We start from the raw sequence: 18,262 nt of genomic DNA on the forward strand, positions 1-18,262 counted from the left end.
TTTGCATGCTCCGAGCTGAAAAGCGAGCGAGACCAGATTGCGGTGTGTGAAGACGAAACGAACCGAAAGTTCGAAAGACTCGCAAAACACCGAAAACTATCACATACCCAATTTGCTGAAGCGAGGCCATCTGGTCACGACTCAGTACCCGAATTTCTTGACGACCATAGAGCGTTGGAACCACCTGATCCCATCCCGAACTCAGCAGTGAAACGATGCATCGCCGATGGTAGTGTGGGGTTTCCCCATGTGAGAGTAGGTCATCGTCAAGATTAAATTCCGAAACCCCAATTGCGAAAGCAGTTGGGGTTTTGTTTTGCCCGCAGGAAAGTTCGTACAGCATTCACGGACGCCGTCCGGCTGTCACAACCTGCCGACAATGCTAAGGTTCTGCCCTGGCTTTCGTACTTTCCAAGGAATCCTTTATGCCGGACGCTCAGTCCCTCAACGCTGCATTCATGGTCGTCCAGAGCAACAGCCTGGACGAACTGCGCAGCCTTGTGATCAGCATCATGCGGCGCTATCCGCTGGCTCCTCTGGAAAACGAAATTGCGCTTGTGCAGAGCAACGGCATTGCCCAGTGGCTCAAATTGGCCCTGGCCGAAGACCCTGAGGAAGACGACCTTGGCGGTTGCGGTATTGCCGCAGCGATTGATGTGCAACTGCCGGGCAGTTTCATGTGGCAGCTGTACCGCATGGTACTGGGCCGAGATGAAATTCCTCCCAAGTCCCTGCTCGATAAAGCCCCGCTGACCTGGCGCCTCATGCGCCTGCTGCCCCAGGTCATTGCTCGCCCGCATTTCGAGCCCTTGCAACGCTTCCTTACCCATGACACCGACCTGCGCAAGCGCTATCAATTGTCCGAACGTTTGGCGGATCTGTTCGACCAGTATCAGGTTTACCGGGCCGACTGGCTGGAGGACTGGGCCGAAGGTCGGCATCAGTTGCGTAGCGTCAGGGGAGAAGTAAAACCACTGCCCCCGACCAGTTGCTGGCAGGCAGAGTTGTGGCGTGAGCTGCTGGATGACGTGGGGGAACAGGGTATGGCGCAGAGTCGTGCCGGCGTTCACCAACGGTTCATCGAGCGCATCAACAATCTTGCCGAAGCTCCTGCGGGACTGCCTTCGCGGGTAATCGTTTTCGGTATTTCTTCGTTGCCAGCCCAAGTGCTTGAAGCACTGGCCGGGCTTGCACGTTTCAGTCAGGTCCTGCTGTGTGTACACAACCCGTGCCGACACCACTGGGCCGATATTGTCGCCGACAAGGATCTGCTGCGGCATCAATACAAACGGCAATCGCGCAAGACCGGAATGCCCACAGTGCTGGACCCTGATGCACTGCATCAACACGCCCATCCGCTATTGGCTGCATGGGGTAAACAGGGGCGGGACTACATCAACCTGCTCGACAGTTATGACGACCCCAACAGCTATCGGGCGGCTTTTCGCGATGGCCGCATAGACCTGTTCAGCGACACTCAGCCACACAACCTGCTCACTCAATTACAGGACGACATCCTGGAGTTGCGCCCACTCAATGAAACCCGTGAACACTGGTCCGCTGTTGATCTGGTACAGGACGAGTCAATCCGTTTTCACATTGCCCACAGCGCTCAGCGTGAAGTCGAAATACTGCACGATCAGCTCCTTTCTCGCTTCAGCGCCAACCCGGACCTGCGTCCTCGCGATGTGATCGTGATGGTGCCTGACATCGATAGCTACGCGCCGCATATCCGCGCGGTGTTTGGTCAGCTTGATCGGCAGGATGCGCGGTTCATCCCTTTTACATTGGCCGATCAAGGGCAACGTGGTCGTGATCCACTGTTGATCGCAGTCGAACATCTGCTCAAGCTTCCCGACAGTCGCTTTCCGGTCAGTGAAATCCTCGACCTGCTCGACGTGCCCGCACTTCGTGCTCGCTTTGGTGTGGAGGAGCGCGACCTGCCGACACTGCACCGCTGGATCGAAGGCGCCGGCGTGCGCTGGGGCATGAATGCCGAGCAACGCGCGGGCCTGGGTCTGCCCGACGAGCTCGAGCAAAACAGCTGGCATTTCGGTCTGCGCCGCATGCTTCTGGGCTACGCCGTAGGCAGCGCCAACGCATGTGAAGGGATCGAACCTTATGATGAAATTGGTGGACTCGACGCCGCACTGATCGGGCCGTTGGTGGCCCTGCTCGATGCCTTGGAACTTGCCCATCAGCAGCTCACTCAACCCGCTCAGCCCAAGGAGTGGGGATATCGATTGCAAGCGCTGATGCAACTGTTCTTCAAAGCCAGCAACGAGCATGACGACTACTTGTTGACCCAACTGGAAGAGCTTCGCGAAACCTGGCTGGAAACGTGTGGGGCTGTAGGTTTGACGGATGAGCTACCACTGACAGTCGTTCGCGAAGCCTGGCTAGCCGGCCTTGATCAGGGTCGTCTGTCTCAGCGCTTCCTGGCCGGTGCCGTGAACTTTTGTACGCTGATGCCCATGCGCGCCATTCCATTCAAACTGGTCTGCCTGCTGGGGATGAACGACGGCGACTATCCCCGCGCACAGCCGCCACTGGACTTCGACCTCATGGGCAGCGATTACCGTCCGGGAGATCGCTCGCGGCGTGAAGACGACCGTTATCTTTTGCTTGAGGCGCTGTTGTCTGCACGTCATCAGCTTTATATCAGTTGGGTCGGCCGCAGCATCCGCGACAACAGTGAGCGACCGGCCTCAGTACTGATCGGCCAGTTGCGCGATCACCTGGCCAGCGGCTGGCGATTGCTCGACGAAAACCGCGATCTGTTGAGTGCCATGACACAAGAGCATCCGCTGCAACCGTTCAGTGCGCGCTATTTTCATGAAGGCGATCAACTCTTCAGCTATGCCAGCGAATGGCAGGTTCTGCATCAACAGCACGAATCTCAAAACGAAGCACAGTTACTCAGCCCTTATGTGCAAGAGGAACCGCTGAGCCTCGCATTGTTGCAGGACTTTTTGCGTAACCCGGTCCGGCACTTTTTCACCCAACGTCTGAAGGTGTATTTCGAGGCTGCCGAAGCACCGCTGGCCGACGAGGAGCCCTTCGTACTGGACGCATTGCAGCGCTATACACTCAGCGACAGTCTGCTCGAAGCCGCACTCAGGCAGCCGGACAATGTCGATCAGGCGCTCACTGCCCAAGCCCGACGCCTGCAGAACAGCGGTCTGCTACCAATGGCCGGGTTCGGCGAGTGCCTGCAACGTGAGCTGATCGAACCTTTGCCGGATTTGCTGCAGCGTTATCAACAACTGCTGACGCTCTGGCCTGTCCCTTTGAGCAGCGCGATGCCGGTCAACCTTGAACTGCAGGGTTTGCGTCTGGAAGGATGGCTTGCGGGTTTGCATCAGCGTGCCGATGGGGGACTGTTGTCGGTCACCACTATTCCCAACAGCATTGGCTCGATCAAAAACCGCAAATGGCATCGCCTTGCCAAACCGTGGGTCAATCATCTGGTGGCCTGCGCCAGCGGGCTTTCCTTGAGCACTGCATTGGTAGCCAGTGACGACACGTTGTTGCTTGAACCCATGACGCCAGAACGAGCGATACGTTTCCTTGGCGATTTGCTCCTCGCCTGGCAGGCAGGAATGCGACAGCCACTGCCGATCGCAGTAAAAACGGCTTTTGCCTGGCTTTCCCAGACTGACCCGCTGAAGGCCGAAGCGGCAGCGCGTAAAGCCTATGAAGGTGACGGGCAGACCAGCGAGGGTGAGCGCCGCGAGAGCCCCGCGTTGTCCCGGCAATATGCCGACTTCGATGCATTGCTTGAGGACGAAACCTTCTCCGGTTGGTGCGACGCGTTGTATCGCCCACTGCTTGAAGCACCGTGGCGTTCACTGTCCACTGAAGGGGTTCGCGCATGAGTACCAAGACACCCCTCGCACTGGCCTTTCCGTTACAGGGTAGCCAGTTGATCGAAGCCAGTGCCGGTACCGGTAAAACCTTCACGATTTCTGCGCTCTACCTGCGGCTTATTCTGGGGCACGGTGACGAGTCGAGCGGGTTCGGACGCGAATTGTTGCCGCCGCAGATTCTCGTGGTGACCTTCACCGATGCAGCGACCAAGGAACTGCGTGAGCGCATACGCACGCGCCTGGCTGAAGCCGCTCGATTCTTTCGCGACGAAACGCCTGCACCCGATGGACTGATCGCCGAATTACGTGATCAGTTCGGCGCTCAACAATGGCCCGGTTGTGCCAACCGTCTCGATGTCGCTGCACAATGGATGGACGAGGCCGCCGTTTCGACCATCCACAGTTGGTGTCAGCGCATGCTGCGTGAGCACGCGTTCGACAGCGGCAGCTTGTTCACTCAATCCCTGGAAACCGATCACAGCGACTTGCTCGGCGAAGTGTTGCGTGATTACTGGCGGCTGTTCTGTTACCCGATGCAGGGCGACGCCTTGAATTGGGTGCGCAGCAACTGGGGCGGGCCGGCGACCTTGTTGCCTCGTGTGCGCGGCCTGTTCGCCAATGAGCGTGACAGCGACGAAGGAAAGGCTCCCGCAGAGCTGATCGATGAATGCCTGCAAGAACGCCGTGCAGCGCTGATCGAACTGAAAATGCCATGGCGTCAGTGGGCAGACGAGTTGCTCGCCATTTGCCATCAAGGTGTTGCGAGCAAGTCCGTAGACGGGCGCAAGATGCAGGCGCGTTACTTCGAACCCTGGTTTGAAAAGCTCAAGGCATGGGCCGAAGACGAGTCCCTGGAGCAACTGGATATCGGCACCGGTTTCACCCGACTGACCCCCGACGGCATGGCCGAAGCGTGGAAAGGTCAGGCCCCGAGCCACCCGGGCCTGGACGCCATGCCGACACTCAAATCGAGCCTCGATGCATTGCCGACCCCCGATGCCGCTGTGCTGCAACATGCCGCTAAGTGGGTAGGTGCACGCTTTGAAGAAGAGAAGCGGCGGCGCGCTGAGATGGGCTTCGACGACATGCTGTTGCGCCTTGATGCCGCTTTGCAATCCGACGGTGGCGAACGTCTTGCGACGTTGATTCGCGAACAGTTCCCGGTCGCGCTGATCGACGAGTTCCAGGACACTGACCCGGTGCAGTACCGAATCTTTGAAAGTATCTATCGCATTGAGGAAAACAGTCCTGACACCGGGCTGTTTCTGATCGGTGATCCCAAGCAGGCGATCTATGCTTTTCGGGGTGCAGACATCTACACCTACTTGCGCGCACGTCAGGCCACCACTGGCCGACTGCATACGCTGGGCACCAACTTCCGTTCCAGCCACGGCATGGTCAACGCGGTCAATCATGTGTTCGCACGTGCCGAGTCCCGAGAGCTGGGCCGTGGCGCGTTTTTGTTCCGGGAGAAAAACGGCGACAATCCGGTGCCGTTCCTGCCCGTGGAATCCCAGGGGCGCAAGGAACAACTGCAGGTTGGCGGGCAAGATGTCGCGGCGTTGAATGTCTGGCACCTGTCCAGCGACCAGCCACTGTCCAGCGTGGTCTATCGCGAGCAATTGGCCGCCGCGTGCGCCAGCGAAATCACCGCGCTGCTCAATGGCGGGCAAAGCGCTAACGCGGGGTTCGTGCAGGATGGCAAAGACTTCAGAGGTCTGAGGCCGTCCGACATTGCGATTCTCGTGCGCGACGGCAAAGAAGCCCAGGCCGTACGCAGTGAACTTGCCGCCCGCGGCGTGCGCAGTGTTTATCTGTCGGACAAGGATTCGGTGTTCGCGGCGCAAGAGGCTCACGACCTGTTGTCCTGGCTCAAGGCCTGTGCCGAACCGGATGTCGAACGTTCACTGAAAGCCGCACTGGCCTGTATCACCCTGAACCTGCCATTGGCAGAGCTGGAACGTCTGAACCAGGACGAGCTGGTATGGGAAACCCGGGTCATGCAGTTCCGTGGCTATCGCGAGCTATGGCGCAAACAAGGTGTACTGCCGATGTTGCGGCGCCTGCTGCATGACTTCCATCTGCCGCAAACCTTGATGACACGCACGGATGGCGAGCGGGTACTGACCAACCTTTTGCATCTATCGGAATTGATGCAGCAAGCGGCTGCGGAGCTGGACGGTGAGCAAGCGCTGATTCGTCATCTGGCCGAGCTGCTGGCTGTGTCCGGTCAGGCTGGCGAAGAGCAGATTCTGCGTCTGGAAAGTGACGAACAACTGGTCAAAGTGGTGACCATCCACAAGTCCAAAGGCCTGGAATATCCCTTGGTGTTCCTGCCGTTCATTTGTTCGACGAAACCCGTGGATGGCAGTCGCTTGCCGTTGCATTACCACGACGGCGCGGGGAAGGCTCAGATAAGTCTCAAGCCAACCGCCGAACTGATTGCGCAAGCGGACGACGAGCGTCTGGCCGAAGACCTGCGCCTGCTCTACGTTGCCCTGACGCGCGCGCAGCATGCCTGCTGGTTGGGTGTGACGGATCTCAAGCGGGGCAATAACAACAGCTCGGTGCTGCACCTTTCTGCGCTGGGTTATTTGCTCGGTGGTGGCGCATCTCCAAGCGAGTCCAGCGAGCTGAAACGCTGGCTGCAAGACCTGCAACGAGACTGCCCGGCCATCGACGTCGCTGAAATGCCGCAACCCACCGACGAGCTTTATCAGCCGCCACGCAATGACGCCGTGCTGAGCGCCATGCTGTTGCCCAAGCGCAAGGCCAGTGAAAACTGGTGGATCGCGTCTTACAGTGCGCTGCGCATCAGCGATGTGCTGAGTGTCGGCAGCGATGAAGCGCCGGACAGTCCGCAAGCGCAAAAGCTGTTTGATGACGAACGCCTAGACCCCGATGCTCCGCGAGAAATCATTGCCGGTGGCGCCGATATCCACCGCTTCCCGCGCGGCCCGAATCCGGGAACGTTTCTTCACGGTTTGCTGGAATGGGCCGGAAACGACGGCTTTGCCGTTACCCGCGAGGCGCTGGAAGATGCGATCGCCCGTCGCTGCAACTTGCGTGGCTGGGAAGGCTGGATCACGACTCTGAGCGATTGGCTGCAGCACCTGCTCAAGTCGCCACTGCCAGTTGCAGGCGGGCAGCCGCCTGTTGTTCTGGAACAGCTGAAGCAATACCGGGTCGAGATGGAATTCTGGTTCGCCAGCCATAAAGTCGATGTACTCAAACTCGACGAACTGGTGCGTCAGCACACTCACAGGGGCGTGGCTCGTGTAGCGGCAGAGTCGGTGCAACTCAACGGCATGTTCAAAGGCTTTATCGACCTGACCTTTGAACACAATGGCCGTTACTACGTGGCCGACTACAAATCCAACTGGCTCGGCGTGGATGACCTGGCCTACACCGAGCAGGCCATGGAACAGTCGATCCTCGACAACCGTTATGACCTGCAATACGTGTTGTACCTGCTGGCGTTGCACCGCCAACTCAAAGCCCGGCTGCCAGATTACGACTACGACCGGCATGTCGGCGGGGCGTTGTATCTGTTTCTGCGTGGCACCCGCGCGGATAGTCGCGGTGTGTATTTTGTTCGTCCGCCCCGTGAACTGATCGAACGTCTCGACCGAATGTTTCAAGGCAAACCCGAACCCAAGACCGAACCCGCCTGGGAACAGGGAGTCCTGCTATGAGCCGCACCTTTGCCGATCTGCTCCCTACGCCGCTGGCTGCTGACAGTCTGTCGAGGTTATCGCCCCTTACCAGCGCCGATGACCTTTTGGTCTTGTTGACCCGGTGGGTCGAGCGCGGCTGGTTGCGAGCGCTGGACAAAGCATTCGTCGCGTTCCTTCACGAACTTGAGCGCGATACGGATCCGCTGGTATTGCTCGCGGCCGCCCTGACCAGCCATCAACTTGGCCACGGTCATGTCTGTCTGGATTTGTACGAAACCCTGAAAGCTCCTGACTTCGCTCTGTCGCTGCCCCCCGAAGGAGACGTGCAAGGTGGGGTGTTGCTGCTACCTTCGCAATTGCTCGAGGCGCTTGATGGCGCTCACTGGTGCCAGGTTCTGGCGGGCAGCTCTCTGGTTGCACTGTCGGCGGATAGCAGCGATTCAGCACAACAACGTCCGTTGGTAATCGCGGGGAAACGCCTGTATCTACGACGCTACTGGACGTACGAGCGGCGCATCGATACGGCGTTGCGTCAGCGTCTGCAGCAAGTCGAGCCGACGCCGGGCGATCTGCCGCAGCGCTTGAACGAGCTGTTCGGATCAGCGAAAACGGGTGAAGTGACCGACTGGCAGAAACTCGCCTGCGCCCTCGCCACTCGTGGCGCTTTCAGCATTGTCACCGGCGGTCCGGGCACCGGCAAAACCACCACCGTGGTGCGTTTGCTGGCCCTGCTTCAAGCGCCTGCGGTTGCCACTGGTCATCCGCTGCGAATTCGTTTGGCGGCACCGACGGGCAAGGCTGCGGCGCGGCTGACCGAGTCCATCAGCCAGCAAGTGCAGTCACTGAAAGTCAGCGAAGCGGTGCGGGCGAAAATCCCTTGCGACGTCACCACCGTGCATCGCTTGCTGGGCAGCCGTCCCGGCACCCGACACTTCCGTCACCACGCCGGCAACCGCTTGCCACTGGATGTACTGGTGGTCGATGAAGCTTCAATGATCGACCTGGAAATGATGGCCAACCTGCTGGATGCATTGCCCACGCATGCTCGACTGGTTTTACTCGGCGACAAGGATCAATTGGCCTCCGTGGAGGCTGGTGCGGTGCTGGGGGATTTGTGCCGTGACGCCGAGGGTGGCTGGTACAACCCGCAGACCCGACAGTGGCTGGAGTCGGTCAGCGGTGAGTCGCTGCAGGACAGCGGTTTGCATGAAGACGTCGATGGCACCCACCCGCTGGCCCAGCAAGTGGTGATGTTGCGCCACTCGCGGCGCTTCGGCGAGGGCAGCGGGATCGGCCAGCTCGCGCGTCGGGTCAACCAACAGCTGCCGGATGAAGCGCGCCTGTTGCTTACGGCCGGCCACTACGATGATGTGTATTCGTTGCCGCTCAAGGGCGAGCACGATCACAAGCTGGAGCGACTGTTGCTGGAGGGACATGGCGACGGCCCACAAGGCTACCGCCATTACCTGACTGTGCTGCGTGATCATCGTCCACCCGCGGGCCGGCCACTCGAACATCCGGACTGGGTCATTTGGGCCCGTGACGTTCTGCAGGCGTTCGACACCTTCCAGTTGCTATGCGCCGTGCGCAAAGGGCCGTGGGGCGTCGAAGGTCTGAATCAACGCATCACCGCCGCGCTGCTCAAAGTACGTCTGATCGAAAACGATCAGCAATGGTACGAAGGCCGGCCCGTGCTGATGACCCGCAATGACTACGGTCTGGGCTTGATGAACGGCGACATCGGCATCGCTCTCAAGCTGCCCGAGCGTGAAGGACCCGACGCGGGCAAACCCGTGTTGCGCGTGGCGTTCCCGCGCAACGATGGTCAGGGCGGTGTGCGCTTCGTATTGCCGAGCCGCCTCAATGACGTCGAAACCGTCTATGCGATGACGGTGCACAAGTCCCAAGGCTCGGAATTTGCCCACACAGCGCTGATTCTTCCCGACGCCTTGAATCCGGTGCTGACCAAAGAACTGATCTACACCGGCATCACCCGGGCCAAGCATTGGTTCACCCTGATCGAATCCCGCCCGGGGGTGTTCGAGGAGGCGGTGCAGCGCAGGGTCAAACGCCTGAGCGGGCTGATGCTGGAACTGGAGGAGGGCGCCGTGCCTCGGGGGTGAAAATCCCTGCGATTGGCGGCGTTTACTGACCAACCGGTCAGAGGTCACTGTCTCGCTGGTGTTTCACTGCTGTGCTATCGTTGCGGCATCATTTCGCTACGATCCAAGAGAATCCCTGCATGAAGGTGTCTGTCTGGGCGACAGAGCGCGTAGTGGTCTGCAAGCACGCGTTGCTTGTCGGTCTGCTCTGGTTGTTGACGGGTGCAGCTTTCGCGCAACCACAAGCGCCGACGGGCATGGCCGAACAACGGGCCAAATCTGTCACGCAGGTAGTTCTTGGCATTCTCAGTTACGCGCGCTGGCCAGTGGAGCCGGCGCAATTGCGCCTGTGCATCGTCGGCCCGACCGAATACACCGACGATCTGGTCAAAGGCACCACTCAAGCCACCGGCCGGCCGGTCACCGTACGTCGTCTGCTGGCGGATAACCCGGCCATCGTCAGCGAATGCGATGCGGTGTATATCGGCAAACTCACCGCGGATGAACGCACCCGCTTGTTCGCTTCGCTGATCGGTCATCCGGTGTTGAGCATCAGCGAAGGTGGCGATCAATGCACGGTCGGCAGCCTGTTCTGTCTGCGCGTTGGCGATGAGCAAGTGTCCTTCGAGGTCAATCTCGACTCCGTTGCCCGCAGCGGCGTGCGCATTCACCCCAGTGTGCTGCAATTGTCGCGTCGCAAACCGGCGGCGCCATGAACCTGTTCAGATCGAATAGCCGCCCAACGCTGGGCTCGGTCATTGGCCGAGGGCATTTGACGGTCGCGCTGGTGGGCGTGACGATGGCCAGCGTTTCACTGACGTTGCTCGGCGTACTGGCTTTACGGGTGTACGCCGATCACAACCTGCACTTGATCGCCCGTTCGATCAGCTACACCGTGGAAGCCGCGGTGGTGTTCAACGACAAGACGGCCGCCAACGAATCGCTGGCGCTGATTGCTTCCACCGAAGAGGTCGCTGACGCCCAGGTGCTGGACAGTCAGGGACAACTGCTCGCGCATTGGCAACGCCCGGAAAACGGGTTGTTCTCTGAGCTGGAAATGCAGATCACTCGCGCCATCCTGGAAAAGCCTGTCAGCCTGCCGATCGAGCATCAGGACCGTGAAATCGGTCGTGTGCTGCTCACCGGTCATGGCGGCAGCCTGATGCGTTTTTTGCTCAGCGGTCTGGCGGGGATCATCCTCTGTACCGCAATCAGCGCATGGGTTGCGCTCTACCTGGCACGGCGCCAGTTACGCGCGATCACCGGTCCCTTGCGCAGTCTGGCCAATGTGGCCCACGCCGCGCGCAGCGAACGAGCGCTGGACCGCCGCGTGCCACAAGCGCAGATCGCCGAACTCGACAACCTGGGCAATGACTTCAACGCCTTGCTCGACGAACTGGAGTCGTGGCAAACCCATCTGCAAAACGAAAACGAAACCCTCGCTCACCAGGCCAGTCACGACAGCCTGACCGGTCTGCCAAACCGAGCGTTTTTCGAAGGGCGCTTGATCCGTGCGTTGCGCAATGCCAGCAAACACGACGAGCGCGTTGCCGTGTTGTTTCTCGACAGCGACCGCTTCAAAGGCATCAACGACAACTTCGGCCATGCCGCCGGTGATGCGGTGCTGGTGGCGGTGGCCAACCGCGTTCGTGCGCAGTTGCGCGAAGAGGATCTGGTGGCGCGCTTGGGCGGTGACGAGTTCGCCGTGCTGCTCACGCCGCTGCACAAGGTCGAAGATGCCGAGCGCATTGCCGACAAGATACTCGCCAGCATGGACATGCCCATCGCGCTGCCGGGCGACACCAGTGTCGTGACCTCGCTCAGTATCGGCATTGCGGTTTTTCCCGATCATGGTGTCACGCCGGGGGCCTTGCTCGATGCCGCCGATGCGGCCATGTATCAAGCCAAGCGTCTGTCGCGCGGCGCCCAATTCACGGCTGGGGCGGAGCACCCGGTCGATTCCGTTCAAACCAGGAGCTGACTCTCGTGTTCACACTGTCCATTCGATCTTTTTACGCTGTGCTGTTGATCGCCGTACTGGCCCTGACCGGTTGCCAGACTGCGCCGCAAAATGGCCTGACCCCGGCGCAAGTCGCGGTCCTAAAACAACAGGGCTTTGAGCTGACCGACGAGGGCTGGGAGTTTGGCTTGTCCGGTAAGGTGCTGTTTGGCAGCGACGTCGAAAGCCTGAACCCGCAAAGCACCGAGATCGTCGAGCGCATTGGTAAAGCATTGCTGGGTGTCGGCATTGAGCGTGTGCGGGTTGATGGCCATACCGACGCATCGGGTAAAGAAACCTACAACCAGCAACTGTCGCTGCGCCGCGCAAAGAGTGTCGCGAAAGTGCTGGGCACGGTCGGCATGAAACAAGAGAACATCCAGCTGCAGGGCCTGGGCAGCAAAGAGCCGGTAGCGTCCAACGATACGGCGGCCGGTCGCACGGAAAACCGCCGCGTGTCGATTGTGGTCAGCGCCGACTAGTCGGCGAACTGCATTTCGCCGGTCTGCCCCATCAGCAGACCCTGATTGCGCTCGGTCACTTCGCGGATGTAATCCCACAGCAAGGTGATCCGCTTCAACTTCCTCAAATCCTCCCGGCAGTACATCCAGAACTGTCGGGTGATGTCGATTTCCTCCGGCAACACCGGCAGCAGGCGTGGATCCTGCGCGGCGAGGAAGCAAGGCAGAATCGCCAGTGAGCGCCCTTGCTGCGCGGCGACGAACTGCGCGATCACGCTGGTGCTGCGCAAGTTGGCGCTGGCGCCGGGCAGCACGTTCGCCAGGTAGAGCAGCTCCGAGCTGAACGCCAGATCATCCACATAACTGATGAATTGATGCTTGCCCAAGTCTGCCGGGCGGCGGATCGGTGGGTGTTTGTCCAGATAGTCCTGAGTCGCGTAGAGCTGCAAACGGTAGTCGCAGAGTTTGCAGCAGACATACGGCCCATGCTCCGGCCGTTCCAGTGCAATGACGATGTCGGCTTCGCGCTTGGACAGGCTGATGAAGTGCGGCAGCGGCAGAATGTCCACCGAGATCGCCGGGTAGGCGTCGACGAAATGGCTCAACTGCGGCGTGATGAAAAAACTGCCGAAACCTTCGGTGCAGCCCATGCGCACATGCCCTGACAACGCGACGCCGGAGCCTGACACCTGCTCGCAGGCCATGTGCAAGGTGCTTTCGATGGACTCGGCATAACCGAGCAAACGCTGGCCTTCGGTGGTCAGCACGAAGCCGCTGGTCCGCGACTTTTCGAACAGCAAGGTGCCGAGTGCCGCTTCCAGCGAACTGATCCGCCTCGACACTGTGGTGTAGTCGACGGCCAGCCGTTTGGCAGCAGTACTGGCCTTGCGGGTGCGGGCGACTTCGAGGAAAAACTTGAGGTCGTCCCAGTTCAGCGAGCCTAGCGATGTGATGTTTTTTTGCATGATGGACGGGCTTATATGTGCGTTCTTATTAGAAGTTTGCACATCTATACTCCAAAAACAGTCCGACAACCAATTCGTGACACACGCCTCATCTCAAGGCGAACCTTTCGCCTTGGCTCCTACGATAAAAACAAGTTTCGGAGACCAGCATGAACGCATCGCTTACGCCCAACGAAACCACGGTCCAGAAGGTCAAGCTGCTGATCAATGGCGAATGGGTCGAGTCGCAGACCACCGAGTGGCACGACATCGTCAACCCGGCCACCCAGCAAGTGCTGGCGAAAGTCCCGTTCGCCACCGCCGCTGAGGTCCATGCTGCCGTCAGCGCTGCCCAGCACGCCTTCCAGACCTGGAAACTGACCCCGATCGGCGCGCGCATGCGCATCATGCTCAAGCTGCAAGCGCTGATCCGCGAACACTCCAAACGCATCGCCGTGGTGCTGAGCGCCGAGCAGGGCAAAACCATTGCCGACGCCGAGGGCGATATTTTCCGTGGTCTGGAAGTGGTCGAGCACGCGTGCTCCATCGGCACCCTGCAAATGGGCGAGTTCGCCGAGAACGTCGCCGGCGGCGTTGATACTTACACCCTGCGCCAGCCGATCGGAGTGTGCGCCGGCATCACCCCATTCAACTTCCCGGCGATGATTCCGCTGTGGATGTTCCCGATGGCCATCGCCTGCGGCAACACTTTCGTCTTGAAACCGTCCGAACAGGATCCGCTGTCGACCATGCTGTTGGTGGAACTGGCGATCGAGGCCGGCGTTCCGGCGGGCGTGTTGAACGTGGTTCACGGCGGTAAGGACGTGGTCGATGGCCTGTGCACGCACAAGGACATCAAAGCCGTGTCCTTCGTCGGTTCGACCGCGGTCGGCACCCATGTTTACGACTTGGCCGGTAAACACGGCAAACGCGTGCAATCGATGATGGGCGCGAAGAACCACGCTGTGGTGCTGGCCGATGCCAATCGCGAACAAGCGCTGAATGCGCTGGTCGGCGCCGGTTTCGGTGCGGCCGGGCAACGTTGCATGGCCACCTCGGTGGTGGTGCTGGTCGGCGCGGCGAAACAATGGCTACCGGACCTGAAAGCGCTGGCGCAGAAACTCACCGTCAACGCCGGCAACGAGCCGGGTACTGATGTCGGCCCGGTGATCTCGAAGAAAGCCAAGGCGCGCATTCTCGATCTGATCGAAAGCGGCATCAAGGAAGGCGCCAAACTTGAGCTAGACGGTCGCGACATCAAGGTGCCGGGCTACGAGCAAGGCAACTTTGTCGGCCCGACCCTGTTCTCGGGCGTGACCACCGACATGCAGATTTACACCCAGGAAATCTTCGGCCCGGTGCTGGTGGTGCTGGAAGTCGATACCCTTGATCAGGCAATTGCGCTGGTCAACGCCAACCCGTTCGGCAACGGCACCGGCCTGTTCACCCAGAGCGGCGCAGCGGCGCGTAAATTCCAGACGGAAATCGACGTCGGCCAGGTCGGCATCAACATCCCGATTCCAGTACCGGTGCCGTTCTTCAGCTTCACCGGTTCGCGCGGTTCGAAACTCGGCGACCTCGGCCCGTACGGCAAGCAAGTGGTGCAGTTCTACACGCAGACCAAAACGGTCACGGCGCGCTGGTTCGATGACGACAGCGTCAACGACGGCGTGAACACCACCATCAACCTGCGCTGAGGAACTGCCATGAAAATCGCATTTATCGGTCTGGGTAACATGGGCGCGCCGATGGCGCGCAACCTGATCAAGGCTGGCCATTCGCTGAACCTGGTCGACCTGAACAAAACCGTGCTGGCGGAACTGGAGCAACTGGGCGGCAGCATTCGTGCCTCGGCCCGTGAAGCCGCCGAAGACGCCGAACTGGTGATCACCATGCTGCCGGCGGCGGTGCATGTGCGCAGCGTCTGGCTCGGTGAAGACGGCGTGCTCGCAGGTATCGGCAAAGGCGTGCCAGCGGTGGATTGCAGCACCATTGATCCGCAGACGGCCCGCGATGTGGCAACGGCTGCTGAGAAACAAGGCGTGGCCATGGCCGACGCACCAGTGTCCGGTGGCACCGGTGGTGCAACCGCCGGCACGCTGACCTTCATGGTCGGCGCCACCCCGGAACTGTTCGCCACGCTGCAACCGGTGCTGGCGCAGATGGGCCGCAACATCGTGCATTGCGGTGAAGTCGGCACCGGGCAGATCGCAAAGATCTGCAACAACCTGCTGCTGGCGATTTCGATGGTGGGGGTCAGTGAGGCGATGGCGCTGGGCGATGCGTTGGGCATCGATACCTCGGTGCTGGCCGGGATCATCAATAGCTCGACTGGGCGCTGCTGGAGTTCGGAGATGTACAACCCCTGGCCAGGCATCGTTGAAACAGCGCCGGCTTCGCGCGGTTATACCGGTGGTTTCGGTGCCGAGTTGATGCTCAAGGATCTGGGCCTGGCCACGGAAGCGGCACGTCAGGCGCACCAACCGGTGGTGCTCGGCGCGGTGGCGCAGCAGTTGTATCAGGCGATGAGTCAGCGTGGAGATGGCGGGAAAGATTTCTCGGCGATCATCAACAGCTATCGCAAGCCTGCAATAGAAGGACAGCGTTGAACAAAGTGTGGGAGCTAGCCTGCTCGCGATGACGGCGGTCGCTTCAACGAGGAAGTGACTGACCATCCGCTTTCGCGAGCAGGCTCGCTCCCACAGGGAACTTGTGTGTATCAGACATTGTTTGCCGGGAAATCACGTCGGGTGATCTCCCGGCTTTTTTGCATCAGGCGAACACGAAATATTTGCGCACGGTCTCAACCACTTCCCACGTACCTTTCATGCCCGGTTCAACCACGAAGATATCGCCGGCACGCAGGTGAATCGGCGCCATGCCGTCCGGGGTGATCACGCAGTAGCCTTCCTGGAAATGGCAATACTCCCACTTCACATAATCGACGCGCCATTTGCCGGGGGTGCAGATCCACGTGCCCATGATCTTGCTGCCGTCTTCGCTGGTGTAGGCGTTGAGGTTGACGGTGTGCGGGTCGCCTTCGAGTTTTTCCCATTTGCAGGCATCGAGAACCGGCAGCGGATGTGTGTCGCGCAGAACAGTGATAGGGGCGGTCGCGGTCATGAGGACTCCGGGCAGTGGGCTTGAGGAATGAACTCGCACCCTATAGCGCCCGGTCGGCGCTCAGATGTCTGGGGTCGACATCAAGCTGCTCAGAAACGCGCGCAGGCTTAAAGTTTTTCCAGCGGGCATTCGGCTCGGGCCTGCTCCAGGCTGGATTCGAATACCTCCAATTGCGCGAATTGTCGGGTGAGTTCGGCCATGGTGCTGCTGATTTCGTTTTTCTTCGCCTCGATGGCCTGCTGCGCACGTGCCCAAGGCATCGCTTGACCCTGATGGTCGGCCAAAATCACCTGCAATTCCTTGAGACGGAAACCCATGTCTTTGGCGCATTTTATGAACACCAGCAACTCGACGGTCTGCTGGTCGTAGAGACGATAATTGCCCTGACGCCGGGGCTTGGGCAGCAGGCCGATCGACTCGTAATGACGGATGCTTTTAATGGTGGTGCCGGAGCGTTGCGCGGCTTGGCCGATGTACATAAAAGTCCTTTTTGATCTGAACAGCGCGCCGTATTATCAGCAGAGTCAGTGCGCGGCGATAGCCTGCGCCTGCCCCAGCCAGGTTTTTCGCTGGGGTTCACTTGAGTCGAGTACCGGACCAAACGTCAGTGTGCGCAGCGGTTTGATCCCGCAGAATTCGAGCGTGGTTTTGCGTACCTGATGCAGTCCGGGCATGCGATAAAACCAGCGGTAGTACCAGGGTGGCGTGTCCATGGTCACCAATAAATGTGCGGTGCGACCCTTCAGCAGCTTGTCGGGGAAGGCTTTGCCTTTACGGTATTTGAAGGCGAAACCGGGCAGGAATACCCGGTCAAAAAAGCCTTTGAGCAGCGCAGGAATACCACCCCACCAGATCGGGTAAACCAGCGTCAGGTGTTCGGCCCAGAGGATGTCGGTCTGCGCCGCGCTCAAGTCATCTTCCAGCGCCTGAATCTGTTGATAGCCCTCGCGCAGCACCGGATCAAAATTCATTTCGCCGAGGCGCAACTGGCGGACTTCGTGGCCGGCGTCCATCGCTGACTGCGCGTAGCACTCGGCCAGTGCGGCACAAAAACTCGCGGAGGAGGGATGGCCGAGAATCAGCAGAATGCGTTTGCCCATCGTCTTTGTCCGTGCTGAAGAAAAGCCAAGGATGAAGTCTGCCCCTTAGGGGAGAGTCAAGGCGTGCAGCAGGGCTTTGGCGTAACCGGGCAGGGCGGTGAAATCCTTGGCGCAGAGCATCAAGGTCCGACGCGCCCAAGGCTCATTCAATGTCACGCTGTTGAATGAGCGTTGCCCCGCGCGTTCGACGGCGGCCAGCGGCACGATGGCCAGTCCGGCGCCACGGCCGACCATGCGCATTACCCCGTCGAAACCGTCAGCGCGGATACGCACCTGCATGCGCGCGCCGCTGTGCAGGGCCTGTTCTTCCAGATAGATCGCCAAAGCGCTGTTGGCGCTGAGTCCGACGAAGTCATGGTGCAAAGCGTCGCTGAAACTGACCTCAGCGGCGTCAGACATTGGGTGGTCGAAGGGCAGAATCAGCACCAGCGGATCGTCGCGAAATGGCCGGATCTCTAGGTCGCTGGTGTCAACCGCGTCGGACACAATGCCGAGATCCGCTGCGCTCTGGCGCAAGGCGTGGGTGATGCGGGCGCTGGGCAGTTCCTGCAAATCGATGTCGAGATTGGGATGATCGCGCAGGAAGTCCGCGAGTACTTCCGGCAGGTATTCAGTGATCGCCGTGGTGTTGCACAGCAACCGTACCTGACCTTTGACGCCTTGGGCATAGTCGGCCAGATCCTGCTGCATGCGTTCGGTCTGTTGCAGAAGGATGCGCGCATGCTGGGCGAGGGCCTTGCCGGCCGGCGTCGGCGTGACACCACGGCGGCCGCGCTCGAGGAAATCGGCGCCGAGCGAGGCTTCCATGGCGCGAATTCTGGCGCTCGCGGCGGCCAGGGATAAATGGCTACGGGCGGCGCCGGCGGTGATGTTGCCGGTGTCGAGGATGTGCAGGTAGAGGCGCAGGTCGGTGAGGTCGAAGTGCATGGTGGCAGCCTCTGGTTTTAGTGTGTTCGGGCTGGCCCCTTCGCGAGCAAGCTCGCTCCC

13 protein-coding genes and 1 rRNA gene are annotated in these 18,262 nt (G+C 60.0%); 9 read left to right on the forward strand and 5 right to left on the reverse strand.

The window, feature by feature from the left end; translation table 11 throughout:
- The first annotated feature begins 156 nt into the window (after nucleotides 1-156).
- From rrf to yfiB, 7 genes are all read left to right on the forward strand, one after another.
- Nucleotides 157-272: ribosomal RNA gene (gene rrf, locus ACZ0A4_RS27760) — 5S ribosomal RNA — on the forward strand.
- Nucleotides 273-425: 153 nt separating this feature from the next.
- Nucleotides 426-3,878 (forward strand): exodeoxyribonuclease V subunit gamma, encoded by a 3,453-nt coding sequence (recC, locus tag ACZ0A4_RS27765; protein ID WP_463577141.1) that lies wholly within the window; start codon nucleotides 426-428, stop codon nucleotides 3,876-3,878.
- Nucleotides 3,875-7,564, forward strand: coding sequence for an exodeoxyribonuclease V subunit beta (gene recB, locus ACZ0A4_RS27770; protein WP_463577142.1), 3,690 nt, complete (start codon nucleotides 3,875-3,877; stop codon nucleotides 7,562-7,564). The genes recC and recB overlap by 4 nt, the downstream gene beginning before the upstream one ends.
- Nucleotides 7,561-9,669 carry an exodeoxyribonuclease V subunit alpha gene (gene recD / locus ACZ0A4_RS27775; RefSeq protein WP_463577144.1) on the forward strand — a complete coding sequence of 703 codons (2,109 nt, stop codon included), beginning with the start codon at nucleotides 7,561-7,563 and terminating at the stop codon, nucleotides 9,667-9,669. The genes recB and recD overlap by 4 nt, the downstream gene beginning before the upstream one ends.
- A 119-nt stretch (nucleotides 9,670-9,788) precedes the next feature.
- Nucleotides 9,789-10,364, forward strand: coding sequence for a regulatory sequestration protein YfiR (gene yfiR, locus ACZ0A4_RS27780; RefSeq protein ID WP_463577145.1), 576 nt, complete (start codon nucleotides 9,789-9,791; stop codon nucleotides 10,362-10,364).
- Nucleotides 10,361-11,629, forward strand: coding sequence for a diguanylate cyclase DgcN/YfiN (gene dgcN / locus ACZ0A4_RS27785; protein WP_463577146.1), 1,269 nt, complete (start codon nucleotides 10,361-10,363; stop codon nucleotides 11,627-11,629). Before yfiR ends, dgcN begins: the two co-directional genes overlap by 4 nt.
- 5 nt (nucleotides 11,630-11,634) lie before the next feature.
- Nucleotides 11,635-12,129 carry an outer membrane lipoprotein YfiB gene (yfiB, locus tag ACZ0A4_RS27790; protein ID WP_463577147.1) on the forward strand — a complete coding sequence of 165 codons (495 nt, stop codon included), beginning with the start codon at nucleotides 11,635-11,637 and terminating at the stop codon, nucleotides 12,127-12,129.
- Here the strand turns inward: yfiB and ACZ0A4_RS27795 are convergent.
- Nucleotides 12,126-13,073, reverse strand: a complete 948-nt coding sequence (locus tag ACZ0A4_RS27795; RefSeq protein ID WP_463556701.1) for a LysR family transcriptional regulator — start codon at nucleotides 13,071-13,073, stop codon at nucleotides 12,126-12,128. The two genes, yfiB and ACZ0A4_RS27795, sit on opposite strands and share 4 nt — an antisense overlap.
- A gap of 149 nt (nucleotides 13,074-13,222) precedes the next feature.
- Between ACZ0A4_RS27795 and ACZ0A4_RS27800 the strand changes: the two genes are divergently transcribed.
- Both ACZ0A4_RS27800 and mmsB read left to right on the forward strand, forming a co-directional pair.
- On the forward strand, nucleotides 13,223-14,749 hold the full coding sequence (locus tag ACZ0A4_RS27800) for a CoA-acylating methylmalonate-semialdehyde dehydrogenase (protein WP_463577149.1): 1,527 nt from the start codon (nucleotides 13,223-13,225) through the stop codon (nucleotides 14,747-14,749).
- Nucleotides 14,750-14,758: 9 nt separating this feature from the next.
- Complete coding sequence (gene mmsB, locus ACZ0A4_RS27805) at nucleotides 14,759-15,661, forward strand: 3-hydroxyisobutyrate dehydrogenase (RefSeq protein ID WP_463577150.1); 903 nt, start codon at nucleotides 14,759-14,761, stop codon at nucleotides 15,659-15,661.
- A 163-nt stretch (nucleotides 15,662-15,824) separates the two neighbouring features.
- Here the strand turns inward: mmsB and ACZ0A4_RS27810 are convergent, their stop codons facing one another.
- The 4 genes from ACZ0A4_RS27810 to ACZ0A4_RS27825 all read right to left on the reverse strand — a co-directional run bounded on the left by ACZ0A4_RS27810 (nucleotide 15,825) and on the right by ACZ0A4_RS27825 (nucleotide 18,202).
- Nucleotides 15,825-16,175 carry a cupin domain-containing protein gene (locus ACZ0A4_RS27810; RefSeq protein WP_016770579.1) on the reverse strand — a complete coding sequence of 117 codons (351 nt, stop codon included), beginning with the start codon at nucleotides 16,173-16,175 and terminating at the stop codon, nucleotides 15,825-15,827.
- Nucleotides 16,176-16,282: 107 nt separating this feature from the next.
- Nucleotides 16,283-16,654 (reverse strand): MerR family transcriptional regulator, encoded by a 372-nt coding sequence (locus ACZ0A4_RS27815; RefSeq protein ID WP_463577151.1) that lies wholly within the window; start codon nucleotides 16,652-16,654, stop codon nucleotides 16,283-16,285.
- A gap of 45 nt (nucleotides 16,655-16,699) precedes the next feature.
- Nucleotides 16,700-17,275, reverse strand: a complete 576-nt coding sequence (locus ACZ0A4_RS27820; protein WP_463577153.1) for an NAD(P)H-dependent oxidoreductase — start codon at nucleotides 17,273-17,275, stop codon at nucleotides 16,700-16,702.
- A 45-nt stretch (nucleotides 17,276-17,320) separates the two neighbouring features.
- Complete coding sequence (locus tag ACZ0A4_RS27825; protein WP_463577154.1) at nucleotides 17,321-18,202, reverse strand: LysR substrate-binding domain-containing protein; 882 nt, start codon at nucleotides 18,200-18,202, stop codon at nucleotides 17,321-17,323.
- Nucleotides 18,203-18,262 lie beyond the last annotated feature (60 nt).

It is taken from the genome of Pseudomonas sp. AC172 (assembly GCF_979258595.1).